26 protein-coding genes and 5 pseudogenes are annotated in these 24,463 nt (G+C 72.1%); 25 read left to right on the top strand and 6 right to left on the bottom strand.

Annotation, left to right across the window (positions count from 1 at the left end; genetic code table 11):
- Positions 1–56 precede the first annotated feature (56 nt).
- A pseudogene (locus ACPPVO_RS35625) lies at positions 57–632 on the bottom strand (PEP/pyruvate-binding domain-containing protein); the annotation flags it as partial.
- Between the two features lie 96 nt (positions 633–728).
- On the opposite strand from ACPPVO_RS35625, the gene ACPPVO_RS35620 reads away from it, so the two are divergent.
- Positions 729–1,067 carry a PadR family transcriptional regulator gene (locus ACPPVO_RS35620; protein WP_426514756.1) on the top strand — a complete coding sequence of 113 codons (339 nt, stop codon included), beginning with the start codon at positions 729–731 and terminating at the stop codon, positions 1,065–1,067.
- Positions 1,064–1,729: a permease prefix domain 1-containing protein gene (locus ACPPVO_RS35615; RefSeq protein ID WP_426502941.1), complete on the top strand. Its 666-nt coding sequence runs from the start codon at positions 1,064–1,066 to the stop codon at positions 1,727–1,729. The genes ACPPVO_RS35620 and ACPPVO_RS35615 overlap by 4 nt, the downstream gene beginning before the upstream one ends.
- Before the next feature lie 42 nt (positions 1,730–1,771).
- On the opposite strand, the gene ACPPVO_RS35610 is transcribed toward ACPPVO_RS35615, so the two are convergent.
- Entirely contained in the window at positions 1,772–2,140 is a 369-nt protein-coding gene (locus ACPPVO_RS35610) for an ArsR/SmtB family transcription factor (RefSeq protein ID WP_426502939.1), read from the bottom strand.
- A 108-nt stretch (positions 2,141–2,248) separates the two neighbouring features.
- On the opposite strand from ACPPVO_RS35610, the gene ACPPVO_RS35605 reads away from it, so the two are divergent.
- The 18 genes and pseudogenes from ACPPVO_RS35605 (at position 2,249) to ACPPVO_RS35520 (ending at position 15,162) form a co-directional block, all read left to right on the top strand.
- The gene (locus ACPPVO_RS35605) at positions 2,249–2,395 is read left to right on the top strand and encodes a hypothetical protein (RefSeq protein WP_426502938.1); all 147 of its coding nucleotides are present in this window, start codon (positions 2,249–2,251) and stop codon (positions 2,393–2,395) included.
- 330 nt (positions 2,396–2,725) lie between these two features.
- A complete protein-coding gene (locus ACPPVO_RS35600; RefSeq protein ID WP_426502937.1) occupies positions 2,726–3,970 on the top strand; it encodes a M28 family metallopeptidase in 1,245 nt (414 codons plus the stop codon).
- A gap of 30 nt (positions 3,971–4,000) precedes the next feature.
- Positions 4,001–4,330, top strand: a complete 330-nt coding sequence (locus tag ACPPVO_RS35595; protein WP_426514755.1) for an ArsR/SmtB family transcription factor — start codon at positions 4,001–4,003, stop codon at positions 4,328–4,330.
- Positions 4,321–4,851 (top strand): N-acetyltransferase family protein, encoded by a 531-nt coding sequence (locus ACPPVO_RS35590; RefSeq protein WP_426502935.1) that lies wholly within the window; start codon positions 4,321–4,323, stop codon positions 4,849–4,851. The genes ACPPVO_RS35595 and ACPPVO_RS35590 overlap by 10 nt, the downstream gene beginning before the upstream one ends.
- A 73-nt stretch (positions 4,852–4,924) precedes the next feature.
- Positions 4,925–6,343 carry an NAD(P)-binding domain-containing protein gene (locus tag ACPPVO_RS35585; protein ID WP_426502934.1) on the top strand — a complete coding sequence of 473 codons (1,419 nt, stop codon included), beginning with the start codon at positions 4,925–4,927 and terminating at the stop codon, positions 6,341–6,343.
- Complete coding sequence (locus ACPPVO_RS35580) at positions 6,343–7,614, top strand: MFS transporter (RefSeq protein ID WP_426502933.1); 1,272 nt, start codon at positions 6,343–6,345, stop codon at positions 7,612–7,614. The genes ACPPVO_RS35585 and ACPPVO_RS35580 overlap by 1 nt, the downstream gene beginning before the upstream one ends.
- 36 nt (positions 7,615–7,650) lie before the next feature.
- Positions 7,651–7,800 (top strand): hypothetical protein, encoded by a 150-nt coding sequence (locus tag ACPPVO_RS35575; RefSeq protein WP_426502932.1) that lies wholly within the window; start codon positions 7,651–7,653, stop codon positions 7,798–7,800.
- Positions 7,801–7,915: 115 nt separating this feature from the next.
- Positions 7,916–8,617 carry a helix-turn-helix domain-containing protein gene (locus tag ACPPVO_RS35570; RefSeq protein WP_426502931.1) on the top strand — a complete coding sequence of 234 codons (702 nt, stop codon included), beginning with the start codon at positions 7,916–7,918 and terminating at the stop codon, positions 8,615–8,617.
- The gene (locus ACPPVO_RS35565; protein ID WP_426502930.1) at positions 8,610–9,269 is read left to right on the top strand and encodes an arsenate reductase ArsC; all 660 of its coding nucleotides are present in this window, start codon (positions 8,610–8,612) and stop codon (positions 9,267–9,269) included. The genes ACPPVO_RS35570 and ACPPVO_RS35565 overlap by 8 nt, the downstream gene beginning before the upstream one ends.
- 36 nt (positions 9,270–9,305) lie before the next feature.
- On the top strand, positions 9,306–10,040 hold the full coding sequence (locus ACPPVO_RS35560; RefSeq protein ID WP_426502929.1) for an aquaporin: 735 nt from the start codon (positions 9,306–9,308) through the stop codon (positions 10,038–10,040).
- 33 nt (positions 10,041–10,073) lie between these two features.
- Positions 10,074–10,484, top strand: a complete 411-nt coding sequence (locus ACPPVO_RS35555) for an arsenate reductase ArsC (RefSeq protein WP_426502928.1) — start codon at positions 10,074–10,076, stop codon at positions 10,482–10,484.
- 81 nt (positions 10,485–10,565) lie between these two features.
- A complete protein-coding gene (locus tag ACPPVO_RS35550) occupies positions 10,566–11,849 on the top strand; it encodes an FAD-dependent oxidoreductase (RefSeq protein WP_426502927.1) in 1,284 nt (427 codons plus the stop codon).
- A gap of 194 nt (positions 11,850–12,043) precedes the next feature.
- Entirely contained in the window at positions 12,044–12,463 is a 420-nt protein-coding gene (locus tag ACPPVO_RS35545) for a hypothetical protein (protein WP_426502926.1), read from the top strand.
- A gap of 223 nt (positions 12,464–12,686) precedes the next feature.
- Positions 12,687–13,085 carry a hypothetical protein gene (locus tag ACPPVO_RS35540; RefSeq protein WP_426502925.1) on the top strand — a complete coding sequence of 133 codons (399 nt, stop codon included), beginning with the start codon at positions 12,687–12,689 and terminating at the stop codon, positions 13,083–13,085.
- Between the two features lie 695 nt (positions 13,086–13,780).
- Positions 13,781–13,978 (top strand): annotated as a pseudogene (locus ACPPVO_RS35535) (cold-shock protein); the annotation flags it as partial.
- Between the two features lie 36 nt (positions 13,979–14,014).
- Positions 14,015–14,206: pseudogene (locus ACPPVO_RS35530) on the top strand (cold-shock protein); the annotation flags it as partial.
- Entirely contained in the window at positions 14,195–14,746 is a 552-nt protein-coding gene (locus ACPPVO_RS35525) for a cold-shock protein (protein ID WP_426514754.1), read from the top strand. The pseudogene ACPPVO_RS35530 and the gene ACPPVO_RS35525, both read left to right, overlap by 12 nt.
- A 176-nt stretch (positions 14,747–14,922) precedes the next feature.
- Positions 14,923–15,162: a hypothetical protein gene (locus tag ACPPVO_RS35520; RefSeq protein WP_426502924.1), complete on the top strand. Its 240-nt coding sequence runs from the start codon at positions 14,923–14,925 to the stop codon at positions 15,160–15,162.
- 677 nt (positions 15,163–15,839) lie between these two features.
- Here ACPPVO_RS35520 and ACPPVO_RS35515 read toward each other — a convergent pair.
- The 4 genes from ACPPVO_RS35515 to ACPPVO_RS35500 form a co-directional block, all read right to left on the bottom strand.
- Positions 15,840–16,091 (bottom strand): hypothetical protein, encoded by a 252-nt coding sequence (locus tag ACPPVO_RS35515; protein ID WP_426502923.1) that lies wholly within the window; start codon positions 16,089–16,091, stop codon positions 15,840–15,842.
- Positions 16,088–16,348 carry a hypothetical protein gene (locus ACPPVO_RS35510; RefSeq protein WP_426502922.1) on the bottom strand — a complete coding sequence of 87 codons (261 nt, stop codon included), beginning with the start codon at positions 16,346–16,348 and terminating at the stop codon, positions 16,088–16,090. Before ACPPVO_RS35510 ends, ACPPVO_RS35515 begins: the two co-directional genes overlap by 4 nt.
- A 6-nt stretch (positions 16,349–16,354) precedes the next feature.
- The gene (locus ACPPVO_RS35505) at positions 16,355–16,702 is read right to left on the bottom strand and encodes a hypothetical protein (protein WP_426502921.1); all 348 of its coding nucleotides are present in this window, start codon (positions 16,700–16,702) and stop codon (positions 16,355–16,357) included.
- 99 nt (positions 16,703–16,801) lie between these two features.
- A complete protein-coding gene (locus ACPPVO_RS35500) occupies positions 16,802–17,761 on the bottom strand; it encodes a LysR family transcriptional regulator (protein ID WP_426502919.1) in 960 nt (319 codons plus the stop codon).
- 93 nt (positions 17,762–17,854) lie between these two features.
- Here ACPPVO_RS35500 and ACPPVO_RS35495 point away from each other — a divergent pair, with 93 nt between their 5' ends.
- From ACPPVO_RS35495 to ACPPVO_RS35475, 5 genes and pseudogenes are all read left to right on the top strand, one after another.
- Positions 17,855–18,838 (top strand): DMT family transporter, encoded by a 984-nt coding sequence (locus ACPPVO_RS35495; protein ID WP_426502918.1) that lies wholly within the window; start codon positions 17,855–17,857, stop codon positions 18,836–18,838.
- A gap of 160 nt (positions 18,839–18,998) precedes the next feature.
- Positions 18,999–19,097: pseudogene (locus ACPPVO_RS35490) on the top strand (hypothetical protein); the annotation flags it as partial.
- Between the two features lie 54 nt (positions 19,098–19,151).
- Positions 19,152–19,265: pseudogene (locus ACPPVO_RS35485) on the top strand (DDE-type integrase/transposase/recombinase); the annotation flags it as partial.
- 461 nt (positions 19,266–19,726) lie between these two features.
- Positions 19,727–22,645: a hypothetical protein gene (locus ACPPVO_RS35480; RefSeq protein WP_426502917.1), complete on the top strand. Its 2,919-nt coding sequence runs from the start codon at positions 19,727–19,729 to the stop codon at positions 22,643–22,645.
- On the top strand, positions 22,642–24,264 hold the full coding sequence (locus ACPPVO_RS35475; RefSeq protein ID WP_426502916.1) for a hypothetical protein: 1,623 nt from the start codon (positions 22,642–22,644) through the stop codon (positions 24,262–24,264). The genes ACPPVO_RS35480 and ACPPVO_RS35475 overlap by 4 nt, the downstream gene beginning before the upstream one ends.
- Positions 24,265–24,463: the final 199 nt, after the last annotated feature.

Below are 24,463 nucleotides of genomic sequence, written 5' to 3'. Positions count from 1 at the left end.
CGCGCGGCGACGGCTGTCGCCTGACCGGTGCTCAGCACCGGCTTCTTCTCCGGGCCCGGGCGGGTCAGGGTCACGGCCGCGCCGGTGGCGATCCACTCCTCGCCGGTCGTCTCCCCGGCGACGAGGCGTTCACCGAGGCCGCGGATGGCGGTGACGACCGTCTGGTGCCGGTCGCCGGTGATCGGGTGGGCGGTGAACGCCACGCCCGCGGCGATCGGGTTCACCATGGCCTGGACGATGACCGCCATCGCCGTTTCGCCGCGGCCGCCGTGGTATTCGGTGACCCGTTGCGTGGTGGCGGCGGCGAAACATCGGCGTACCGCCGCGCCGAGTCCGGCGGTGTCGACGTCCAGCACGGTCTCGTACAGCCCGGCGTAGGAGGCGTCAGGGAGGTCTTCGGCCGCACCGGAGGACCGGACGGCGAACCGGTCGGCGGCCAAGGACCCCGCCGCGACGGTCAGCTGCTGGTCGAGCCCGGGCCGGTCGAGGGCGTCGGTGGTCACCACGAATCCAGGCGGCACGGGGAACCCGGCCGCTGTGAGCTCGGCGAGGGTCGCCGCCTTGCTGCCGGTTGTCGCCCGGTCCAGGGCGGCGGCGTGCGTGAACTCCACGATGCCGGTGTCGGCGTTCATCGCCAACCTCCATATGTAGTATCGCAAAGTATTGTGATGCTACAGTAGGCGTGTTGGGCTTGGGCCGGCAAGAACCTGGAGGCGCCCGTGCTGCCGATGCGACCGGAACTGCTCAAAGGCCACCTCGACGCGTTGCTGCTCGCGGTCCTGGAACCGGGCCCGCAACACGGCTACGCGGTCATCGAGGCGCTGCGCGCCGGAAGCAGCGGCGCGCTGGACCTGCCGACCGGCACCGTCTATCCGGCGCTGCACCGGCTGGAACGCGCCGGGTTGATCGCCAGTGACTGGCACAGCGTCGGTGGCCGCCGCCGCCGCGCGTACCGGCTCACGCCGGCCGGTCAGGCCGCGCTGGGTGAGCAACGCGCTGTGTGGGACCAGTTCTCCACCGCCGTCACCGCGCTACTGAGCCGCGGTCCACGACCGGCCACCGCATGAACCACCCGCCCGCGACCGACGCCGAGGTGCGGCTGACCGCCTACCTCGCCGCCATCGCCGCCGCCCTGCGCGGGCCGCACCGCCGCCGGGCCGGCATCCTCGAGGAACTGCGAGACGGTCTTGAACTTGCTGTCGCCGACCGCCTCGCGACCGGAGCCGACATAGGTCAGGCCGTCACCGCCGCGATCGAGCAGTTCGGCTCGCCCGCAACGGTCGCCGAGGCGTTCGCGCCGGAACTCGCCACCGCCTACGCCCGGCGCACGCTCGGCTGGTTCGTCGGCACCGGGCCGCTGGTCGGCATCTGGTGGCTCCTGCTGCTGCAGCCCGTTCCGTGGCGCACCGGGCTGGGCAGATCGATCGCCGCGATCCCGACCGTGCCCCTGATCGTGGCCGCGGTCGCCGCGGCCCTGGCGACGTTCGCGACGACCGGCCGCCTGATGCGCTGGCTGCCTGAGGCCGGGCCACACGTCGCCTTGGCCGCCACGATCGCCGTCACCGTGTTGGCCTCGGTCGGCGACACGGTGATGATCGGCCACTGGGCCATGTCGGGCGCCGCGGTGCAGCCTGTCGCGGTGGTCGCCCTGGCGGCCAGCGCGACCCGTATCGCGTGCAGCATCATGACGATGCGGCAGGTCACGGCCCTGCGACACGGCGCCATCTGACGGCGGTGCCGCACGGTGGCCCTCCCGGCGGCGAGGCGCCGGCTACCCGGCGACCGTCAGGAGCGCGGCGAGCTGGCGCATGATGCCGGGCCGGGCGCGGTAGTAGACCCAGGTGCCGCGCCGTTCGGCGTCGACGAGCCCGGCTTCGCGCAGGGTCCTGAGGTGGTGGGAGATCGTCGGCCCGGACAGTTCGAACGCCGGGGTGAGGTCGCACACGCACGCCTCCCCGCCCTCCGCCGAGGCGATCATCGACATCAGTTGCAGCCGGACCGGGTCGCCGAGGGCCTTGAATGCCGGCGCGAGGATCGCTGCGGTCTCGGCCGGGATGCGCTGCTGCGCGATCGGCGGGCAGCACGCGGCCTCGGCGGCGTTGAGGTCCGTGAGGGTGAGCACCCCGGCTTGCTTCGACATGCCTCTAGGTTGACAGATCTCGAAACAGCGTGCAACTCTCTGATTCGACACTCGTCTAGTTCGGCAATCGTCTAGACAGAGAGATGGCAGCCCCGTGAGGAGACGACCATGTTCCGCATCGCCCGCCGCCGCGCCGCGGCCGCCGGTGTCCAGTTCTGCGACAGCTGCGCCGAGGTCACCACCGCCGACGAGCGTGCCCGCCGCCGCTACGAGACCGCCGTCGCGCAGGCCCAGTCCTGGGCGCTACTGCGCTGACCGGCCGAGACACCAACCCGGTATCCACCGAACGTTCCGCTAATCGAAGGAGCACGACCATGACTGACACCCAGACCCAGACCCAGACCGCCGCCCAGGGCGGCTTCGCCGGCGACCCCGCAGCGGCGCTCACCGTGGCGGGGACCGGCGGCTGTTGCGGCAACCCGCCGCAGGCCACCCTGACCCTGCCCGAGGCCACCGACTCAGCCGCCGACCCGGCCGGGCGGGCGGACCGTGCTGCGGCACCACGGCCGAGGCGAAGGCCGACGGCGCCTGCTGCGGCACGGCGGCGAAGACCGAGGCGGTCGCGTCCGGCGCAGGCTGCTGCGGATGAGCGCCACCGGCCTGCCGGCCCCCGCCACCGACACCCTCAAGGGCCTGCTCGACGCGGTGTCCGGCGAGCGGATGGCCACCACCGTCGCCACCCTGGCCGGCGCGCCGTTCACCGGGCGGCGGGTCGGCACGGCCGGCGGCGCCGCAGCCCGCGCCTGGCTCGGCCAGCACCTGCACGACCTCGACGCGGCCGTGACGTTCGAGCCGTTCACCGTCGCGCACGTGCCGGAGGTCTACACCGTGCCGACCGTCCACTGGCGCGACGGCACCACCAGCCACCGGCTCGCGTTCGGCCGCGAGGTCGCCGTGCACCTGGCCTCGGCCGACCAGCCGCTCGTGCGCCGCGGTGACCTCGCCGTCGCCGGGACGGGCGATCCGGCCGGCCGGTGGCTGCTCGTCCCGTCCGGAATGACGATGTTCGACGCCTACGGACACGCCCACGGCGCGCTCGGACTGCTGTTCGGCCGCGGGGTGGACGCCGACGGCTGGCACTACACGATGCTCGCCGGCCCGAACCCCGGGCCGCTGCCGATCCTCACCCTCGACACGGCCACCCACACGGCGATGCTCGCGGTGCCGGCGGGCGAGGGCTGGTTCGCGGCGAACACCCCGATCCGCCGCCTCGACGTCCCGGCCGCCAACGTCCACGCCCGCTGGCGCGACGCTGCGGCCGGGCAACCGGACCTGCTGCTGACCGCGCACTACGACGGCGTCGGCGACCATCCCGGGCTGCGGCAGCCGGCCGCCGCGGACAACGGCAGCGGCATCGCCGTCGTCCTTGAAGCCGCCCGCGTCCTGGCCGAGAGCCTGCCGGACGGGGTCGGGTTGTCGGTGGCGCTGCTGGACGGCGAGGAGGCCGGCGCGCTCGGCTCCGCCCACCACGCCGCCCAACTGCGCCAGCTGGGTGCGGCGCCACTGGTCGTCAACGTCGACGGCGCCGGGCACCTGCACGAGGCCGCCGCCGTCGAGGCCGGCGGACCCGCGCACGGGTTGCTCGCCGCCCTCGACCAGGCCGGCCGGCACACCGGTCTGACGCTCGCCGCCGGGCCGGTCGCCTCGGACAACCGCCGCTACGCCGCCGCCGGGCTTCCCGCGGTCGGGATTGGAGCCGGGATGGCCGGCTACCACAGCCCGGCCGACACTGCCGACCGCGTCGAGACGGCGACCCTCACCGCCGTCGCGCGGCTCGTCGTGACCACCGGATGGCTCCTCGCCGCACCGTCGACTACAGTCTCATCGTAGATCGGCGATAGACGATGATGGTGGTGGATGATGGGCGACCTGCTCGACCGGGCGACGGCGACGACGTATGCGTCGTGGTTCAAGGCGCTGGCGGACCCGTCTCGGGTGCAGCTCGTGGAGTACCTGGCCCGGCAGGGCCGGCCGATGAGCGTCGGCGAGCTCGTGACCGCGGTCGGGCTGGCGCAGTCGACGGTGTCGCAGCACCTGAAGATCCTGACCGAGGTCCGGTTCGTGCTCGTCGAGGCGGTCGGCAACGCCCGGCACTACCGCATCAACGAGGCGTGCATCGGCTGCTTCCCGTCCGCTGCCGACGTCGTCATGGGCAAGCCGGCGCCGACTCCGATCGGGGGATGCGAGTGACCACGGCGCCGGCCTACGCGACGGTGACGATCCGGCCGATGACCGAGGCGGACGCCGAGCGGGTCCTGGCCATCTATCAGGCCGGGATGGACGGCGGCAACGCCAGCTTCGAGCACACCGCCCCGGACTGGGCGGCGTTCGACGCGTCCAAGCTGCCCGAACATCGTCTCGTCGCCGTCGACACCACCGGCGTGGTGCTCGGCTGGGTCGCGGTCTGCCGGGTGTCAGCGCGGGCGGTGTACGCGGGTGTCGTCGAGCACTCCGTCTACGTCGACCCGGCCGCGCAGGGCCGCGGCGTCGGCCGGGCGCTGCTCGACGCGCTCATCGCCTCCACCGAGGCTGCCGGGATCTGGACCGTCCAGTCCGGTGTCTTCCCAGAGAACACCGCGAGCCTGGCGCTGCATCACGCCGCCGGGTTCCGCACCGTCGGTGTCCGCGAACGCGTCGGCCGCCACGTGTCGCAGGACAACCGGTGGCGCGATGTGGTCTTCAGCGAGCGCCGCAGTCCGCACCTCACCTGATCCTTTTCGCGCCCCCGGCAGCGCCGGAGGCGCATCCGCATACTTCGACGTTGCTCAAGACAGGAGCTGCCTCATGAGCACCACCTTCGACACGCTGCCGGTCGTGGTCATCGGTGCCGGACCGGTCGGTCTCGCCGCCGCCGCGCACCTCGCCCACCGGGACCTGCCGTTCCTCGTCCTCGAAGCCGGTGACGGCCCGGCCGCCGCGGTGCGGCAGTGGGGCCACGTGCGGCTGTTCTCGCCGTGGCGGTACAACATCGACGCCGCCGCCCGCCGCCTGCTCTCCGACGCGGGCTGGGTCGAGCCCGACCCGGACGTGCTGCCCACCGGTGCTCAGCTCGCCGGCGACTACCTGCAGCCCCTCGCCGACCTGCCGGCACTGAAGCCGCACGTGCGCTACGGCGCCCGGGTCGAGGCCGTCACCCGCCTCGGCCTGGACCGGCTGCGCACCGCCGGCCGCGACCACGTCCCGTTCCTGGTCCGCCTCGCCGACGGTGACGACGTCCTGGCCCGCGCGGTCATCGACGCCTCCGGCACCTGGGGCACCCCGAACGTCCTCGGCGCCTCCGGTATCCCCGCCCGCGGCGAACAGGCGGCGGTCGGGTTCGTCGAGCACGCGCTGCCCGACGTCCTCGGCGCCGACCGTGGCCGGTTCGCCGGCACGCGGACCGTCGTCGTCGGGGCCGGGCACTCCGCGGCGAACACCCTGCTGGCCCTCGCCGAACTCGCCGGTCAGGTGCCGGGCACGAGCGTCGTGTGGGCGATCCGCGCCACCAGCCCGGCCCGCACCTACGGCGGCGGCGCCGCGGACGCGCTGCCGGCCCGCGGCGCGATCGGCTCCCGCCTGCGTGAGCACGTCGAGGCCGGCACCGTCGAACTCGTCACCGGGTTCGCCGTGCAGGCGGTCACCATCGACGGCGGCCGGGTGGTGCTGTCCGGCGGCAGCAGAGCCATCACCGCCGACCGGATCGTCGCCGCGACCGGGTTCCGCCCCGACCACGGCATCGTCAGCGAACTGCGCCTGGACCTCGACCCGATCCTCGGCTCCACCCGGGCCCTCGCGCCGCTGATCGACCCGAACGAGCACTCCTGCGGCACCGTCCCGCCGCACGGCGTCGACGAGCTCACCCACCCGGAGCCCGGCTTCTACGCCGTCGGCGTCAAGTCCTACGGCCGCGCCCCGACGTTCCTGCTCGCCACCGGCTACGAACAGGCCCGCTCCGTCGTCGCCGCCCTCGCCGGCGACTGGACCGCGGCCCGCGACGTCCAGCTCGACCTCCCCGAGACCGGCGTGTGCAACAGCAACGCCCCGACCGAGACGGCCACGATCGAAAGCAACGGCGGCTGCTGCAGCACCCCAGCCGAGACGCCCGCCGCCGTGCCGGCCGGGCGTGGCCTGGCCACGGGCATCGCGGGCGGGCTGCTGTCCGCGCCGCTGACCCTGGTGGCGCAGCCGACGGCCGGGGAGCAGAGCGGCGGCTGCTGCGGCTGATGACCGCCACCCGCGCCTCGGTGACCGCCGCCTCCGTGGGCGGCGGTCACCATAGGTTCCACGGCTGGCGGATCGTCGCGACGTTCGCGGTCACCCAGACCGTCGGCTACGGCTGCCTGTACTACGCCTTCGCCGTCCTGCTGCACCCCGTCGCCGCCGACCTGCACACCTCCACCGCCGCGGTGACCGGGGCGCTGACCACCGCCCTGCTCACCTCGGCCGCGATGGCAATGCCGGTCGGGCGGTGGTTGGACCGCCACGGCGGCCGGGCCCTGATGACCGCCGGCTCGGCCGCCGGGGCGCTGCTGCTCGTCGCCTGGTCCCAGGTGCAGACGCTGTGGCAGCTGTACGCGGTGTTCGCCGCGCTCGGTGCGGCGATGGCGATGGCGCTGTACGAACCGGCGACCGCCGTCATCGTCGCCTGGTTCGACCCCGCCCGCCGCTCGAAGGCACTGCTCGGCATGATCGTCGTCGCCGGGTTCGCCAGCACCATCTTCATGCCCCTCACCGGCCTGCTCGAGGACCGCTACGGCTGGCGCGCCACCCTGCTCGTCCTCGCCGTGCTCTACGCGGTCGTGGCGGTCCCGCTGCACGCCCTCGTCATCCGCCGCACCGACCATCACGCCGCACCGACCTCCGGGTCGACGTCGGCGTCGCGGCGGGCCGAGGTGCGCGCGGCGGTCCGCGACGCCCGGTTCTGGTGCCTGGCGGTCGCGTTCGTCGCGCACGGCGCCGCGATGAGCGCGATGACCGTGCACCTCGTCGGCTTCCTGGTCGCCGCCGGGCACCCGGCCACGTTCGCCGCCACCGTCGCCGGGCTCCTCGGCGTCCTGTCGGTCACCGGCCGGCTGCTGCTCACCGTCGCCCGCCGCCGGTTCCGGCTCCACGTCGTCGTCGCCGGTGTCTTCGTCGTCCAGGCGACAGCGGCGATGAGCCTGCCCTTCGTCGGCGGCACCCGGCTCGGCGCGGTCGTCGCCGTCACCGGATTCGGCATCGGGTTCGGGGTGGCCAGCCTCGCCACGCCCGGCCTGCTCGCCGACCGGTACGGCACCACCGCCTACGCCAGCATCGCCGGCACCCTCGCCACCCCAGTCACCTTCGCCAAAGCCGGCGCACCCCTCGCAGCAGCCGCCCTCTACACCACCGTCGACGGGTACACACCGGTCCTGATCGTGATCGGCGCCGGGAGCCTCGTCGCCGCCGTCGGGATGCTGGCCCGGGCCACCACGCCGCCGCCGCACCGGACCCCCGCCGGCGATCGGCAGCCGTGATCGATGCCACCGTCAGCTGCAGGGCTGCCTGCATGGATGAGTGGTCTGGTGCAGTCGGCCCGCGCTGGGAAACTCGTGCGCTACCGGGCCGACCCGGCCGCGATCGCCGCCCGCCTGGGCGACCTGCAGAGCTACCTGGCCTGCTGCTGTCCGCCCGCCGCCGAGGCGCCGCAGCCGGCCGGCTGAACAGCGGTCCGGCCCGGCCGTACCGCACGATCTGCCACCTTCCAGCTCAGATCGCGCCTGCGGTTACCTACTGTTCATTTGACCAACCGTAATTGACTCACAGATCATTGAGTCAATGGATGCTGAACTTTCCTCGGTGCAGCGGCGTGCTCGGATCCACGCCGCCCTCGGCGATCCGGCCCGCCTGGCCATCGTCGACACGCTCACCTTGGGCGACGCCTCGCCTGGGGAGATCGCCCGTGCCCTGGACCTGCCGACCAACCTCGTCGCCCACCACGTAAAGGTGCTGCAGGAGGCGGGCCTGCTCGTGCGCACCAGGTCGGAGGGCGACCGCCGCCGCACCTACCTGCGGCTCGAACCCGACGCCCTCACCTCGCTGCACCCTCCGGCGCTGCGGGACGTGCCGCGGGTGGTGTTCGTGTGCACGCACAACTCGGCCCGCTCGCAACTGGCCGCCGCCCTGTGGACCGACCGGGCCGATATCCCGGCCGCGTCCGCCGGCACCCATCCCGCCGACCGGGTCCACCCCCGCGCCGTCGCCGTCGCCCGACGCCACGGCCTGACCCTCGACGCGACCGGCACCGCCCACGTCGCCGACATCGTCACCGACGCCGACCTGGTCGTCGCCGTCTGCGACAACGCCCACGAAGACCTCACCGCCGGGGTCCGTCCGCGGTTGCACTGGTCGGTGCCGGCGCCCGCGGACACCGATGCCGCGTTCGAGGCCGCCTTCGCCGACCTCGCCGCCCGGATCGACCGGCTCGCCCCTGCCCTGCTTCCCGTTCCCGCGCAACGCTCCGGAGCCCGCGATGACTGACGCGACCGCCTACTACCACCCTGACCTGTCCGTGGATCAGCAGCTCGCGCTGCGCACCGCCGCCACGCGGCTCGCGCGGGAGTTCGACGGCACCTACGGCACCGAGACCATCGAACGGTTCCTGCACACCAGCTACGACCAGTTCGCGTCGCTGTCCAGCGTGCCGAACTTCCTGCCGCTGCTCGCCGAACGCTTCGCCCGGCAGCGGCTGCACGCCCTCGCCCGCGTCGAAGGTCACCACCGCGACGGCAAACCCGTCGTGCTGTTCCTGTGCACCCACAACGCCGGCCGCTCCCAGATGGCGCTCGGGTTCTTCACGCACCTCGCCGGCGACCGGGCGGTGGCGTGGTCCGGCGGGTCCGAACCCGGCCGGGAAATCAACCCGGCCGCGGTCGCGGCGATGACCGAACGGGACATCGACATCACCGGCGAGTACCCGAAGCCGTGGACCGACGAGATCGTCCGCGCCGCCACCGTCGTGGTCACCATGGGCTGCGGCGACGCCTGCCCCGTCTTCCCCGGCACCCGCTACGAGAACTGGGACGTCGACGACCCTGCCGGCCACGACCTCGCCGCCGTCCGCCCGATCCGCGACGAGCTCGAACGCCGCGTCCGCACCCTGCTCGACCAGCTCGCCATCCCCGCCAACTAACGCACGCCCGACCCCGAAGACAGGACTTCCACGCACGTGAACCCCACCCTGTGGCGGCGCCTCCTGGCTGAGTTCGCCGGCACCGCCCTGCTCGTCACCGCCGTCGTCGGCTCCGGCATCATGGCCAGCCGCCTCAGCGACGACATCGGCCTGCAACTCCTCGAAAACTCGGTCGCCACCGCATTCGCGCTCGGCGCGCTCATCCTCACCTTCGGCCCGGTGTCCGGCGCGCACTTCAACCCGGTCGTGTCCGCCGCGGACTGGTTCCTCGGCCGCCGGACCGGTACCGGCCTGACCGCCCGGGATCTCGGCGGCTACGTCGTCGCGCAGACCGCGGGCGCAATCGGCGGAGCGATCCTCGCGGACCTGATGTTCAAGCTGCCCGCAGTCGACTTCTCGGCCAAGCACCGCACCGGCACTGACCTGTGGCTCGGCGAGGTCGTCGCCACCGTCGGCCTGCTCCTGCTCATCTTCGCCCTCGCCCGGTCCGGCCGCGCCGCCGTAGCACCCGCGGCGGTCGGCGCGTACATCGGCGCCGCGTACTGGTTCACCAGCAGTACCAGCTTCGCGAACCCGGCCGTGACCATCGGCCGTGCGTTCACTGACACCTTCGCCGGCATCGCGCCGTCATCGGTGCCCGGGTTCGTTGTCGCGCAGCTGGTCGGCCTGGCCGTCGGAGTCGGGCTGCTCGTCGCGCTCTATCCGTCCGTCGGCAGCGCCGCCGGTGACGTCGTCGTCGCCCACCCCGACGACGACTCCGTCCGTTCCTGAACCGACCGCACTGCAATCCGGAGGAACCACCAGATGAGCTCCAAGCCCACCGTCCTGTTCGTGTGCGTGCACAACGCCGGCCGCTCGCAGATGGCCGCCGGCTGGCTGCGCCACCTCGCCGGCGACACTGTCGAGGTCCGCTCCGCCGGCAGCGAACCCGCGAACCAGATCAACCCCGTCGCGGTCGAGGCGATGGCCGAGGTCGGCATCGACATCACCGCCAACACACCGCGGAAACTGGACTGGGACACCGCCGAGTCCTCCGACGTGCTGATCACGATGGGCTGCGGCGACGTCTGCCCCGTCTTCCCCGGCAAGCGCTACCTCGACTGGAAACTCGACGACCCCGCCGGCCAGGGCATCGACGCCGTCCGCCCCATCCGCGACGAGATCCGCCGCCGCGTCGAGCAGCTCATCACCGAACTGCCCGTCACCACCGGCTGACCGACCCGCCCGAGACCCCGCCGCCGGGTCAGGTCCTCACCGGCGGCGGGGTCCACCCTGCCTCTGGAACGGACATCCGTGATGCGTCTGCTCGTCATCGGCGGCAGCGACGCCGGCATCAGCGCCGGCCTACGCGCCCGCGAACTCGACCCCACGGCCGACGTCACCCTGCTCGTCGCCGACCGCTACCCGAACTTCTCGATCTGCGGCATCCCGTACCACGTCTCCGGCGACGTCCCCGACTGGCACCACCTCGCGCACCGCAGCGCCGCCGACCTCGACGCCGCCGGCCTCCAGCTGCGCCTCGAACACCGGGCCATCGCCGTTGACTCCGACGCGCACACCGTCACCGCTACCGCCCCCGCCGGCCGCTCGACCGTAATCGGGTACGACCGGCTGATCATCGGCACCGGCGCCGTCCCGGCTGTCCCGGCCATCGGCGGCCTCGACCGGCTCGGCCCCGCCGACGGCGTCCACGTCCTGCACACCATGGACGACGCCTTCGCCATCCTGCGCACGATCGCCGAGCGCCGCGTCGTCCGGGTGGTCATCGTCGGCGCCGGCTACATCGGCCTGGAGATGGCCGAGGCCCTCACCACCCGCGGCCTCACCGTCACCCTCCTCGAACAGCTCGACCAGGTCATGCCCACCATCGACCCGGAGCTCGCCGCACCCCTCGCCGCGCACCTGCGTGACCGCGGTGTCGACGTCGGCACCGGCGTCAAGGTCCACACCGTCGGCCACGCCGCGACCGGCCGCCTCGCCGTCGGCACGGACGACGGCGACCACGTCGCGGACCTCGTCCTTGTCGTTACCGGTGTCCGGCCGGACACCGATCTCGCCGCGAGCGCCGGGGCCGCGCTCGGGGTGCGGGGCGCGATCGTCGTCGACCGCGGCATGCGCACCAACCTGCCCGACGTCTACGCCGCCGGCGACTGCGTCCACACCTACCACCGCCTCCTCGAGCAGCACGTCTACCTGCCCCTGCGCAGCACCGCCCACAAGCAGGGCCGGGTTGCCGGCGCCAACGCCCTCGGCGGCACCGCGACCTTTGCCGGCTCGCTCGGAACGCAGGCGGTCAAGGTCTTCGACCGGGTTGTGGCCACCACCGGACTGCGCGACACCGCCGCCCGGGCGGCTGGCTTCAACCCGGCCACCGTCGAGATCACCGCCGACGACCACAAGGCGTACTTCCCGGGCGCCACCCCGATCCGCATCCGCGTCACCGGTGACCGCACCACCGGCCAGCTCCTCGGCGCGCAACTGTTCGGCCACCGCGGCGCCGAGATCGCCAACGCGTCGACACCGTCGCCACCGCCATCAGCTACCGGGCCGCCGTCGCCGACATCATCGACCTCGACCTGACCTACACCCCGCCCCTGGGCAGCCCCTGGGACGCCGTCCAGACCGCCGCGACAGCCTGGACCCAAAGCCCAGCCACCTGAATTACCCGCCCGCACCACGGCCCGTCCGGGTGCTGTTTCTGGCCCCACCTCACCGCACATGCATAATCTCTAGCGATGCATCCGCGTAGGCATACTGACAGTCACGAAACGGCCGTGCGTGCGGCAGCGTCCGCCTTTCGTGCCGGGCTGGAACGCGGCGGCCTCCGGATGATCAGCCTCGCCCAGTTCCCGAAGGGCTCATGCGGAGACACGTGCGAACTGCTGGGCCAGTTCCTCGCCGACAAGGGACTCGGTGACTGGCAGTACCGATCGGGCCAACGGGACGAGCCGTTTCACACACATGCGTGGCTCGAGCAGAACGGACTGATCCTGGACATCACGGCAGACCAGTTCCCGGACATCAACGAGCCAGTGGTCCTTACCTGGGCCCCGGGTTGGCACGCACAGTTCCAGCTCATGGGTGGACGGCGCGTGGCCAACCTCCGCTGGTTCGACTGCCACGATCATGTAGACGACGTGCAGTGGACGTACGCGGAGTTGGTACGGCGCGCCGTCGATTCTCCAGCGGCATGAGGTCACGCACCATCCCCGGAGCCGCCGGTCGATGACGAGCCCGCCATGCACATCCCACAAGCCGGCTCCGGTCGTTGAGTCAGACATATCGACGAGATGACCTAAGCGCGAGGCGACGTGCCGATCTTTCTGAAGAACCTTCCCCCGGCCGACCGAGACCAAGACCTTCGGGTCTTCCTGCAGCTTGAAGCGATCGCCAACCTCTGGTGGCCCCGACGAAGTGGTGCGGCAGTGGCTCTACGACCACGGTGAGCATCTTGAGTTCCTCAGAGACTACGAAGACCTCGACCTCGAACGGATCCGCTGGAGCCTCGAGGACGTCCCCGTTGCAGAACTCGAATCGATTCCCACTGGCCCCAGCGACCAGCAGTTCCTCGAGGAGGTCGCGGCAAACCACGCGTACTGGCTGAGCAAGCGCCCGCAACGAATTCAGGACGCCTGGAAGGACACGGGAACGTGGCTCGTGCCACCGATCATGATCTCCCGCGACCTTCTTCATCCAGCGAACCGTGGGCTGCAGGTGATCGAAGGACGGATGCGCACCGGAATCCTGCAGGGACGACGTTCCAGTGATCTGTATGTCGCCGACAGTCACCAGGCATGGGTCGGAAGATCTCACTGATCTGTCCGCCAAGGCGGCTGCCATCGAACGCAGAACCGATCGTCGGGGATCGCGTTGTGTTCCTAGCGTGATCGGACGTAGCGCAACCGTCGAGCGCAACCCGCACCAGACCAGCACGGACGCCCAGCGCCCGCGAGTCGGACCGCGCCGGCGGACGGAGAGATCGCGTGGACCTGCGGATACACGCCGCACCGTTCGAGTACAAAGCCCTTGCAAAACAGCACCCTTCCGTGAGAAGGTAAAGAGGTAGGGGACTGACCTGGGCATCTGACTACGGATCAGAAGGTTAGGGGTTCGAGTCCCTTCGGGCGCGCAACATCAAGAGGCGGTTGACCTGCGGAAACGCAGATCAACCGCCTCTCGTGCTTCGTCCACAGTGGACCTGTTGTGTTCCGAAAGTGATCGGCTGTTTCGGAAGGGTCCAGATCGGTCCGTGCTGGTCGGCGCGGGTCTGTGCCGCCTGGTCCACCGTTCCGAAAAGGGATCCGACGGGTGACGGCCGGTGGGCGGCATCTGACCGGTTGTGGATTTCGAAGCTGTTGAAGATCCATCCGGGTGGGGCGGCGGACGGGGTTCGATCTTGGGGGGCCGGGCCTGCGTGAGGCTGGGGGCCGGTGGCCGGTCCCGGTGGTCCCAGGCGCGACGCCGTGAGCGAGACTGAGAGCAATGCCGCTCTTACGACCTGGAGCTTTCCTATGCCGCAGGGGATCGTCCGCTGGTTCGACGCCGAACGGGGTTTCGGCTTCCTCGCGCCTGAGGACGGCTCACCAGACGTGTTCGTGCACGCCTCCGAGATCGTGGGTGAAGGCGGCCCGAAGGTGCTCCGCGAGGGCCAGGCCGTCGAGTTCGAGGCCGGCGAGAACGACCGCGGTCCCCAGGCGCTGCGCGTCCGCGTCACCGCCGAGCAGGCCGCCGGTGGCGCCGTGGGCCTGCTCGGCACGGTCAACTGGTACGAGCCGGCCAAGGGGTACGGGTTCGCCTCGCCGGACGGCGGCGGCGCCGACATCTTCGTGCACAGCTCGGCCATCGTGACCGGCGGTGTGGTCAGCGACGGGCAGCGGGTGGCCTTCGTCGTCGTCGAGGGCGAGCGCGGCCCGCAGGCCGCGCATGTGGTCCCGCTCGGTCCCGGGGCCGGCCTGTCCGCCGGGGCCGGCGGTGCCGACGGGGCGGACGGAACCGTCTCCTGGTACGACGAGGACAAGGGCTTCGGCTTTATCGCTCCCGACTCCGGCGGCGGGGACGTCTTCGTCCACGCCCGGTCCCTGGCCGAGGGGCTCACCTGGCTGGCCGAGGGCGATCGCGTGGCGTACGAGGTCGTCAGCGGCGACAAGGGCCCGCAGGCCCGCGATGTGCAGTTGGTCCGAGGGGTCGAGCCCGTACCGCCACCGCCACCGCGACGGCCGGCGCCGGTCGGGCCGGCACCCGCCAGGAGGGAGCCGCCGTCACGGGGCGTGCCCGCACGCGCGGGCGAGGGCGTCGTCGCACGTTACGACGGCGACCGCGGGTTCGGGTTCATCACCCCGGACGCCGGAGGTGACGACCTGTTCGTCCACGTGTCCGTGGTCGCGGGGTCGGAACCGCTGCAGCAGGGCGACCGGGTCCGGTACACGGTGCGTCAGAGCGACCGGGGCCCGCAGGCCGACCGCGTAGAGCGCCTCTGAGGCGCTCCTACTCTCCCTTGATGGTGCCCGGGGGGTGCCTCGGCGGGCCGGTAGCATCCGGCGGTATGCAGCCGCGTCGGCACCGGATGCGTCAACGATCACGCCGGGATTCGGCCCGGCCCTGGATCGCCTCCGGTGCCGCGGTCTCTGTCAAGGCGTACGCGAAGCGGTATGGCGTGGACCGGTACACCGCGTTCGACGATCTTGCCGCGCTCGGTGTCCCTCTGCCGGCCTCCGCGCAGCAGTGGGCGCAGCGTCCGCCGTCGGCGCCGCGGCTGCGGTCCACGCGTCGGGTCGGTTCCGGGATCGTCCCCGACGACGACTCGTGGATCGTCGTTGACGGCAGGTCGTTCTTCGTCGTCGGCTATACCCCTGGCGGGGCTGTGAGTGCCGAATACGCCATCCATGGCCTGTGACGTGCGGTTCTCGGATGCAGATGAAGCCCAGACACCGGGGTCCGCCAAGCCGTTGACCAGTGCCGCGCTTGCTGTTGCCAGGTACGCCGCAGCGCCCAGGTAGTACCCGAGCGCTTTGAGACTGGAGCTTCCGCGTTGCTCGCCGATACCTCTCAACACCTGGCCACCAGCGCCAAGCGCTACGACGATCGCGATACCGAGTGCGATGGCATTCGCAGGGTGCAGCAACTGCGTAAGCCACGTACTGACGTCGATGACGAATAGACTTCCAACGATGAGGATCATGCGCACCTCGGCCGACTCATACCACGGAAGTCCGGGCAGGCCGCGTGCTTGTCGCTCCTGTTCCACACGCCGGTCACGCTGCATCACTGCGGAGTAGAGCCGCCATCGTCGCTTAACCATGCGACGATTCTCGGTTTTGTGGGCTGCAATCGGTGTAGGTCGATCAGAGCATGGTCCGAACGGATCCCAGGACAACCGAAAGGGTCACCAGGCGTCCAGCCTTTGGCGCCGCCCGCTACACGCCGCGGTGTCGGCCGAGCGGCGCGGAGCAATTGTCAAGACCTGTGGATTGAGCTTGCTTATGGCTCCTCGTTTTGATGGCTGGAGTAGCCGGGCCGGGCGAGGAGGACGCTTTCGAAGAAGCGACCGTCCTCGTCGTCTGGCGAGCAGCTTCAGCAGGATCTCCTCATCGCCCGGCTGCGGCGTCGTCTCCGGCACCGGGCCCTGCTCCTCGTCTTCGTCCTCGAAGTCAACGCCTCCTGCACGAGCTGCTCGGCACGGTCGTCCCAGGCGTCCCGTTCCTTGTCGGTGAGCGCCCCGTCCGTGCCGGTCCGCTCCCGCTCCTTGGCGACTGCGCGGTCCATCGCGGCGAACGCGTCGCTCAACGCGGCCTGCGCCTCGGCGGGGCTCACGTGGGTCGTCACGGCGGTGTGCGGCTTCGGCTCGGCCGCGACAGCCCGGTGCATGCTCGTCCGGCCGACGCCGACGCCATACCCGCAACGAACTGTGCCCGGAACCGGGCCCAGCGGGTGTCGTAGCAGTCCAGCTCGCTCGCCAGCAGACCCGGCATCGGCGTTCCGTCCGGGTGGCGGCCGTTCGCGGCCAGCCGGGACAACTCGTCGAGCTTCGGCCGGCGCGGCTCGGCGAGCAGCACGACCTTCCGGATCTGCGACGGCTTCATCCTGAACTACTTCAGCCTGACCAGCTCCGCGCCCGAGCTGAGCGACAGGCCGCCAGTGCCCGGATACGGCGCGTCCTGCGGACCGAACCCGGCGTTGCCGCCGACGACCCAGTTCGCCCCCGCCTTCGACGCGATCTTCATGACGCCGGTGACCTGGCACTGCGACTGGATCGCCGACGAGATGACGTCGTCGGTGCCGCGCAGCGCCAGGAAGATCGCGCGGATCGCGGCGGCCCTCAACTCGAACGTCAACAGGCGGAGATTCTCCCGCGCGTCGAGGTGCTGCGACATCGCGCCGGTTACCTTCGCGATCTCATCGCCGAGGACGACGACCTCCGGCAGCGTGTGCGTCACCGGCACCTTGTCGTCGTCGGCCTCCTTTCCGCAGTTTCAGGGTTGGAGTCCCGGCGCCCCATTGGTCGTCGTTGAGCCCGGCGAGCACGCGGGTGCCGGTCAGCGTAGATGAGAGGCTGCCGCCGGATCAGCCATGTCGCGACCGCTACCTGGGACGCCTACGTTCCATTCCTTCGTGGCGTCCATGAGAGCGTCGATCAGCGCGCGCAACGCGGGCTGCACTAGTGAGATCTCCCGGACCGCGGCGTAGATCGTCCTGATCGGCTCCGGGCGGCGGACCGGGCGGATGGTGACGCCGGGATGACGCGTGCCCAGTCCGAGTCGGGGGATGAGGCTGACGCCGAGGCCGGCCGCGACGAATCCCTGACCCGTGGCGTAGTCCTCCGACCTCGCCACGAAATTCGGGCTGAAGCCCGCCGCGGCGCAGGCGTCGACGATCGGCTCTAGGCAGGGGCCGGGCGGCTCGCTGCCGACCCACGGCTCACCGGCGAGGTCGGCCAGGTCCACCACCTGCTGCGCGGCGAGCGGATGCCCGGCCGGCAACACAGCCTGGTACGCGTCGTCGAGCAGGCGTACCAGGCGGATCCCCGGGCGGCCCTCGTCGTTCGGGCGGCGGACCACGATGGCCAGGTCGCCGTTGCCCTGCTCGACGTCCGGCAGGGAATCCTGCGGCTCGGTCAGTTTAGGGTCGACCGTCACGCCAGGGTGCTCGTCCCGGAGCCGGGCGAGGGCGGGGGCCAGCAGGGTCGGGCCGACCGAGGCGAAATAGTGAACCTTCAGCCGGCCCGTACGCCCGGCGCGCAGGTCGGCCAGCGCGGTCTCGGCCTCGGCGACGTGCTGGCTGATGATCGCCGCGTGCCCGATGAGCAGCCGGCCCGCAGCCGTTGGCCGCACGCCCCGGCCAACGCGTTCGAGCAGCTCAACCCCGGTGTCCCTCTCCAGCGCCGCCACCTGCTGGCTGACGGCGGAGGGGGTGTAGCCGAGGTGCGCCGCTGCCGCGGTCACCGACCCGCTGGCCGCCACCGCCCGCAGCACCTGCATCCGCTTCACATCGAGCATGTAGCAGAACTTAACAGATGTGCAGAATCATTTGATTGTCCTTCAGTATCATTCACGGCACCGTTCATGGAGAGAGCCGACCAAGGAGATCCAGTGAACGGTGCAGCGGGCAAGGGCTGGGCATGGGCACGCATAGGCGTGCTCGCCCTGCTGTGGGGGTCGACCTTCCTCTGGATCGAACTGGCCCTCGACGCACTGACTCCGGTCCAAGTCACCCTCAGCCGGTGCGTGCTCGGATCAGCCACCTTGCTGATCGCGTGCCTCGCCTCGAGGCGGCGGCTGCCCCGGGATCGGGCGACCTGGGGTCACATCGTCATGGCCGCGTTCTTCTGCAACGCCCTGCCGTTCGCCATGTTCAGCATCGGCCAGCAGACCATCGACTCCGGCGTGGCCGGCGTGCTGAACGCGACCACACCCCTGTGGTCTCTGCTGATCGGCGTCGTGATCGGCTCCGAGCGCGGCCTGCGGCCGGTCCGGCTGGTCGGGCTCCTGCTCGGATTCACCGGCGTCGTGCTGATCTTCGCTCCCTGGCGGACGACCGGGCCGGTCGGCTGGGGCGCCCTCGCTATCGTCGCCGCGGCGGCGAGCTACGCCGTCGGCTTCGCATACATGGGTCGCCACCTGGTCGGCAAGGGCATCCCCACCATCTCGCTGTCCGCGGCGCAACTCATCGCCGCGACCGGCCTGACCGCGCTGACCCTGCCGGCCGGCGGTCTGACGCCGATCGACATCGGCCCGAAGACGCTAATCGTCGTCGTTGTCCTGGGCGTCGTCGCCACCGGGACCACCTTCCACCTCACCTACCGGATCATCGCCGCCGAGGGGGCCACCAACGCCGCGACGGTCGGCTATCTGCTGCCAGTGGTCTCGGTGGCGCTGGGGGCCAGCGTGCTCGACGAGGGCCTCAGCCTCCGGATCGTCGCGGGGATGGTGGTCGTGATCGTCGCGGTCAGCCTGACCCGCCGGTCCCCGCGTCCGCTGCCGGCACCGGCGCTGGCGGAAACCCCGGCCGGCGCTGACGGCACCGAGGACCTGACCCGCCACCTTCCACGGAAAGAGCAGGACGTACGACGGTGACCGCACTGACGGTAAGCACAACCCCCGCCGCATCGCTGCCCGCGGACTGCGTCGTGTTCGGTGTCGCCAAGGGCCCGTCGGGGCCGGTGCTGGCGCCAGGCTCGGCGGCGGTGGCCGAGCGTCCGACGGCACGCTGACCGAACTCCTGGGCACCCTCGGCGTGACCGGTGCCGAGGGCGAAGCGGTCAAGCTCCCCGTGCCCGCCGGCATCAAGGCCGGGCTGGTCCTCGCGGTCGGAATCGGCGACGCCGACGACAAAGGGTACGACGCTGAGGTGTTGCGCCGGGCCGCCGGTCTGGCCACCCGGGCTTGCCAGCTGAAACACCGACTCAGACCGATGCGCGGCCTGCGCACCGACCGGACCGCGCAGACCATCATCGCCGGGCATGCCTTCATGCAAAACATCCGCCGCGGCAACTACGAACTCTATCGGGCGGCTCGACGTGCCTTAGAGAGCTCTCGCGCCGACGTCGGTGACCTGCGGTGTTACCGGTGTGATCGCTGTGGTTGGTGTGATCGTCGATCGGGCGCTGGATCCGTCTCGCCACGCCTACCGTCGGGTTCGTTGTGTATCGACCCGTTGACGGAGTGTGTGACCATGACGTCCCCCGCGACAGCCGCCCGGCATGGGCACGGGCCCACCGACGTATGCACCGGCCGCGGCCGCTGTCGGCACGACATAGCAGCTCGTGAGGGCGATCTCGGCAGTCGCATCGGCGCCACCTGCCGCCCGCAGCTCGATTCCTGCAGGTTCCTCATGTGGCCGTCCCGATGGAGGGGCTGTCCTGCGACCGCCGGGGCGGGACCTGATGGTGATCACGGGCGCTTGCGCAGCACGGATGTCGACGGTCGTCGCGTTGGCCAGCCGCTCCGGCCGGGGAGGGGATGATGCGACCCAGGACCCGGGCGCGGCACCACCGTCGCCCGCAGCCCGTGCAAGGCTCGTCGCCGGGCCGGTACCGGTGGCGCAGCCTGTTGCTGCGGCACCGGGCGGCAGCAGCGGGTCGGCTTGTTGCGGCGCTGGCCGGGTCGCTTGTCGGGCTCGTCGCCCTGCCGATCGTGTTGTGGCAGGTGCAGTCCGTGCTGTGGGAGCGAACGGACTGGCGGGCGTTGCTCGCATCGCCGATGTCGGTCGTGACGGTCGTGTTCGCGGTGGTCGGCGCCGGCTGGACCGGCTGGCTGTGGCTGCTGGGCGCAACGATCCACGACATCAGCGCGGCGCTGCGACGCCGGCCGATGCGTCGCCGGTTGCCGGCGTCGCTGTCTGGGCTGGCCGGCGGCGTCGCCACGGTGATCGCCGTGCTCGGCCAGCCTTCGGCGGCGTCAGCTGCTGTCCCCGCAGCGGTGCCGCCGGTGGCCGCCGGGCTCGAGCCGATCGGACTCGGCCTGCCGATCGCGTTGGACGCCACTGCGGTGCCGGGCACAGCGTCATCGTTGTCGGCTGCTGCACCCGTCGTCACCGCCGCGACCGGGACCCGGCCTGGGGCGACCGTCAGCTACGAAGTGCGGCGCGGCGACTGGCTCGGCGCCATCAGTGATCGGTTCCTCGGCGACTTCAACCGCTACCCCGAGCTGCAGCAGCTCAACCCGGACCTCATCCCCGACGCGGCCGGGCGGCACGGTCCCAATCACATCGAAACCGGATGGCGGCTGACCCTTCCGGCCGACGCCCACGACCGCGGGTCCCGCCGGCACGCCGTCGGCCTCGCCACGTCGGCGGACCGCACCGTCACGAACGACGGCACCGGCACCACCGGCAACGGCGACACCGGCCAGACGGACGGCGCAACCCCGCCGCCCTCGGCAACCCAGGCCCCGAACACGGCACCGTCGCGCGTGCCGGCCCCCACCACGGCCAGCCCCGCCATCCCGGCCGGCAACGGCGCGCCGGCGCCGGCACGGCACACCGGCGGCCGGCTGCCGGGCGGCTGGTTCGGCCTGCCGATCATCGCCGCTGTCGCCGCCGCCCTGATCTGGCTGCGCCACCGCCCCGCGCACCGGCCTGCCGGCCCCGGCGCAGCTGCGCACGGCCGGCCCACGCCGGCACCGGCATCCCGACCAGACCCCGGCCCGATCACCGACGGTGAAGGCGCCGACCATAACCCGGACGCGCACGCCGCAACGGCCGTGCCGCAGCCCGCCGAGCACCCGGACGCCGTTGGCGTCCCTGGCACCCCGCCGCCCGTCGCGGGCGTCCGTGCCCTGACCGGACCCGGCGCCCACGGCGCGGCCCGCGGCCTGTTCGTCAGCGCCCTGACCACGCCCCGCGGTTCAGCCGGCGCCCAGGCCGTCGGTGTTGTCGTGCCTGCCGACACGCTGGCCGAGCTGTTCGCCGCGGACGCCGCCCAGGTCGCCGCGGACCCGCGGCTGCACGTCGCCGCGTCACTACCCGAGGCGCTGGCCTACCTCGAGACGCTGCTGATCCACCGGTACCGGCACCTGCGTGAGCACGACACCGGCCGCCCCGACGAGCCCGAGGCTGCGGCCCAGCATCCGCCGCACGCGCGGGTCCTGCTCCTCACCCACCCGCCGCGGCCGGAAACCGACCTGCGGATGCGGGCCATCCTGCGGCTCGGCGTGCCGGTGCAGATCGCCGCCACCGTCCTCGGACCGTGGCCCGGCGGTGAACCGTGGACGGTGTACCCCGACGGCACGACAGACCGTCCCGGCCAGCATTTGCTCGTCGCCGACCTGCCCACCACCCGGCGGCTCCTCGCGGCCGCCCCGGCACCAGCTGCCCCGTCGGCCGAGCACACCGCCGTCACCGGCACACCACCGGTGAGCCCCGCACACGAACCCCACCCAGCACCCCCGCAGCAAACGGCCGACACCACAGACACGACACCGGACCCACCAGCCGCCGTCCAGCCCGGCCCGGACATCCAGCCGCCCGCCGCCACCGCATCCGCCGACAGACCACCGGCGCAAGCGCCAGATCCGCACGACCTGCCGCTGCGGCTGCCGGTCCGGATCCGGGTACTCGGCGAACCCGTCGTCCTGGACCCCGACGGGCGGCCGATCACCGGCATGCGCCAGCACGCCCGGGAACTGCTGGTCTATCTCGCCGTCCACCGCGACGGCGCCAACCTCACCGACATCATGGAGGTGCTCTGGCCCACGGCCACCCTGAGCCGCGCCGCCCAACGGCTGTCGACCGACACCGCCGACCTGCGGCGGCGTATCCGCGAGGCCGCCGGCCAGCCGCGCCGCACCCCCGGACGTGGGCCCACCGCCGGGAAACCCACGATCGAACCCGTCGTCAACACGAGCAGCCGCTACCACCTCAACCCCGACGTCGTCGACATCGACCTGTGGCGTCTCGACGACGCGCTGCGCACCGCCGCCGCAGCCACCGACCCGCACATCCGGCTGCAGCAGCTGCACGTCGCGGCAGGCATCCCGGCCGAGGCCCTGGCCGCCGGGCAGGGCTACGACTGGATCGACCAGCACCGCGAGCACACCCGGCGACAACAGATCCGCGCCCGCGTCCGCCTCGCCGACCTGCTCGCCGCAGCCGACCCGCCGGCCACCGCCGAGCTCCTCGAGAATGCCGCGGACCTCGACCCCGGCCACGAAGCGCTCGCCCGGCGCGCCATGCGTGCACTCGCCGCCACCGGCGGCACCGCCGCGATCGCCGCCCGCCTCGAGCGTCTCCGCGCCGCACTCGCCGCCATCGGCGAACGCCCGACCAGCGACACCATCGCCCTCGCCGCCGACCTCGGCACGACCAGCGGCACCCACCCGCCGGCTGCCAATGCCGCGCACACCGCGCCCAGCTGTACCCGACAGACTGGAGCCGACACGTGATCGTCTCGCTGGACCCGGCACTGCTCGAGCAGCTCACCCCTTCCGGCGACCCGCACACCGCAGCCGAAGCCGAGCAGCTCGACGGCGAGCTCGCTCGCGCCGTCCGCCACACCGCCCTGATGCGCCGCCTCTTCTACCTCGCCGTGCTGATCGTCGCCCTCTACGGCACCGCCACCGGTGTCGCCGCCGCGTTCCACCTGCCGTGGTGGACCGCCATCGGCGGTGTCGTCGCCCTCGAGCTCGGCAGCGTCACGTTCCTGTCCAACGCCGACGTCCGCCGCCGGGTCGGCGAGCACGCCACCACCTCCCGGCTGCTCGGCGCCGCCATCGCCGCCGCCGCAGCCACCTGCAACGTCGCCACCCACGGCAGCCCACTCCTCGGCGGCTTCTACGCGCTGATGAGCCTGCTCGGGTTCGCCAGCTGGTGGCTGGACGTGGAGAACAAACGCCGTGACCGGCTCCGCGCCCGCGGCATGCTCCCGCCACCGACACCCCGCTACGAGCTGTGGGGCCACTGGATCCGCCACCCGGCCACCACCAGCCAGGCCCGCCGCCTCGCCAAGGCCCACCCCCGGCTTGGCCTGCACGGCTCCCTGGAAGCCGCCGTCGTCCTGCACCGCCGCCACCAACGCGACACGGCCCTCGCCGGCGCGCTGCGCACCCGGATCCGCGCTGCCGCAGGACGGCAGCTGGCCGACATCGCGGTGCTGACCTACGACCTGGACGAGGTCGCCCGCCGGCTCCGCGCCACCGCCGACTACGACGGCCTCGCCGGCATCCTCAGCCGCGAACTCGCCGTCGAGCGCCTCCTGCACCGCGGCGACAGCATTGCGTCCGCCCATGCCCCTCGCCGCACCGCCGCCGCGCAGGCGCGGGAGCCACTGCCGGACGGCGGTGACGACGACCCGCATGCCTGCACCAGCGACCTCGAGACGCCGGACGTTCTCCGACGAGCACCGAACGATCTGCGATGCCTCGAGAGCGGGCCGCCGACCCCGCTCGCCACGGCGGCACCGGATACCGAGGCCGGGGACGGCGACCACACCGGCCAGGCGACACCACCAGGCCAGCGCGACACGACCACGTCGCCGGGGGAGCCCGCACCAAGCGCGGCGCTTGCGGGCCGGATTCGTATGCGCATCATCGGCGATCCCGCGATATGCGACGGCTCGGGGAACCCCGTCGCCGGTCTGCGGGCCAAAAGCCTGGAACTGCTGGTGTTCCTCGCCGTCCGGCGCGACGGCGCGGCACTGCCCGACATCCTGAACGCGGTCTGGCCCGGCGTCGAGCCGCTCCGGGCCGGGCAGCGGCTGTCGACCTGCCTCAGCAACCTGCGCAGCATCATCCGCGGGGTCCTCATCGCGGACAAGCCGGCCGACCGCAGGGAGCCGATCCGCGTCTGGCCCGAGGCGATCGTCAACACCGGTGGTCACTACCACCTGAATCCCGTGGTCGTGACGGTCGACTGGTGGCAGTTCCTCGACGCGGAGGCGTCCCAGTCCGTACCTGCCGATCGTGCTCCGGTCAGCCCGCCCCGGCCCCGCATCGCTGACGGGTATGGCTACGCCTGGCTCGACGGCGAACCCGAGGAACGGGAGGCCTACGCCGCACACCCCTGACGACACGGCGTGGCGCTGCAGGGCGCGTCCGCGCGATCCGGCGTCGCCTCCCGGACGGCTCGGCGAACGCCGTCAACGCACTGGCGCGGAGGCGTCGGCCGGCGGGTTCGGTGCGCTCCATGGCGATGGCTGCGGCAGGACCCGGTCCGCGACAACCGGCCGACCAGCGCCCGGCAGCACCGGCCAACGCCCAGGGACG

This window comes from Dactylosporangium sp. McL0621 (genome assembly GCF_049995355.1).
Lineage (GTDB): Bacteria > Actinomycetota > Actinomycetes > Mycobacteriales > Micromonosporaceae > Dactylosporangium.
This window is presented reverse-complemented; position numbering and strand designations above follow the sequence as displayed.

Bases quoted from the DNA above. Each gene is read 5' to 3' on its own strand.
- ACPPVO_RS35600 (WP_426502937.1), top strand. From the start codon at position 2,726: ATGAGCGCCACCGGCCTGCCGGCCCCCGCCACCGACACCCTCAAGGGC.
- ACPPVO_RS35585 (WP_426502934.1), top strand. From the start codon at position 4,925: ATGAGCACCACCTTCGACACGCTGCCGGTCGTGGTCATCGGTGCCGGA.
- ACPPVO_RS35590 (WP_426502935.1), top strand. From the start codon at position 4,321: ATGCGAGTGACCACGGCGCCGGCCTACGCGACGGTGACGATCCGGCCG.
- ACPPVO_RS35595 (WP_426514755.1), top strand. From the start codon at position 4,001: ATGGGCGACCTGCTCGACCGGGCGACGGCGACGACGTATGCGTCGTGG.
- ACPPVO_RS35615 (WP_426502941.1), top strand. From the start codon at position 1,064: ATGAACCACCCGCCCGCGACCGACGCCGAGGTGCGGCTGACCGCCTAC.
- ACPPVO_RS35555 (WP_426502928.1), top strand. From the start codon at position 10,074: ATGAGCTCCAAGCCCACCGTCCTGTTCGTGTGCGTGCACAACGCCGGC.
- ACPPVO_RS35580 (WP_426502933.1), top strand. From the start codon at position 6,343: ATGACCGCCACCCGCGCCTCGGTGACCGCCGCCTCCGTGGGCGGCGGT.
- ACPPVO_RS35610 (WP_426502939.1), bottom strand. From the start codon at position 2,140: ATGTCGAAGCAAGCCGGGGTGCTCACCCTCACGGACCTCAACGCCGCC.
- ACPPVO_RS35575 (WP_426502932.1), top strand. From the start codon at position 7,651: ATGAGTGGTCTGGTGCAGTCGGCCCGCGCTGGGAAACTCGTGCGCTAC.
- ACPPVO_RS35480 (WP_426502917.1), top strand. From the start codon at position 19,727: ATGCGACCCAGGACCCGGGCGCGGCACCACCGTCGCCCGCAGCCCGTG.
- ACPPVO_RS35570 (WP_426502931.1), top strand. From the start codon at position 7,916: ATGGATGCTGAACTTTCCTCGGTGCAGCGGCGTGCTCGGATCCACGCC.
- ACPPVO_RS35500 (WP_426502919.1), bottom strand. From the start codon at position 17,761: ATGCTCGATGTGAAGCGGATGCAGGTGCTGCGGGCGGTGGCGGCCAGC.
- ACPPVO_RS35620 (WP_426514756.1), top strand. From the start codon at position 729: ATGCGACCGGAACTGCTCAAAGGCCACCTCGACGCGTTGCTGCTCGCG.
- ACPPVO_RS35550 (WP_426502927.1), top strand. From the start codon at position 10,566: ATGCGTCTGCTCGTCATCGGCGGCAGCGACGCCGGCATCAGCGCCGGC.
- ACPPVO_RS35510 (WP_426502922.1), bottom strand. From the start codon at position 16,348: ATGAAGCCGTCGCAGATCCGGAAGGTCGTGCTGCTCGCCGAGCCGCGC.
- ACPPVO_RS35605 (WP_426502938.1), top strand. From the start codon at position 2,249: ATGTTCCGCATCGCCCGCCGCCGCGCCGCGGCCGCCGGTGTCCAGTTC.
- ACPPVO_RS35565 (WP_426502930.1), top strand. From the start codon at position 8,610: ATGACTGACGCGACCGCCTACTACCACCCTGACCTGTCCGTGGATCAG.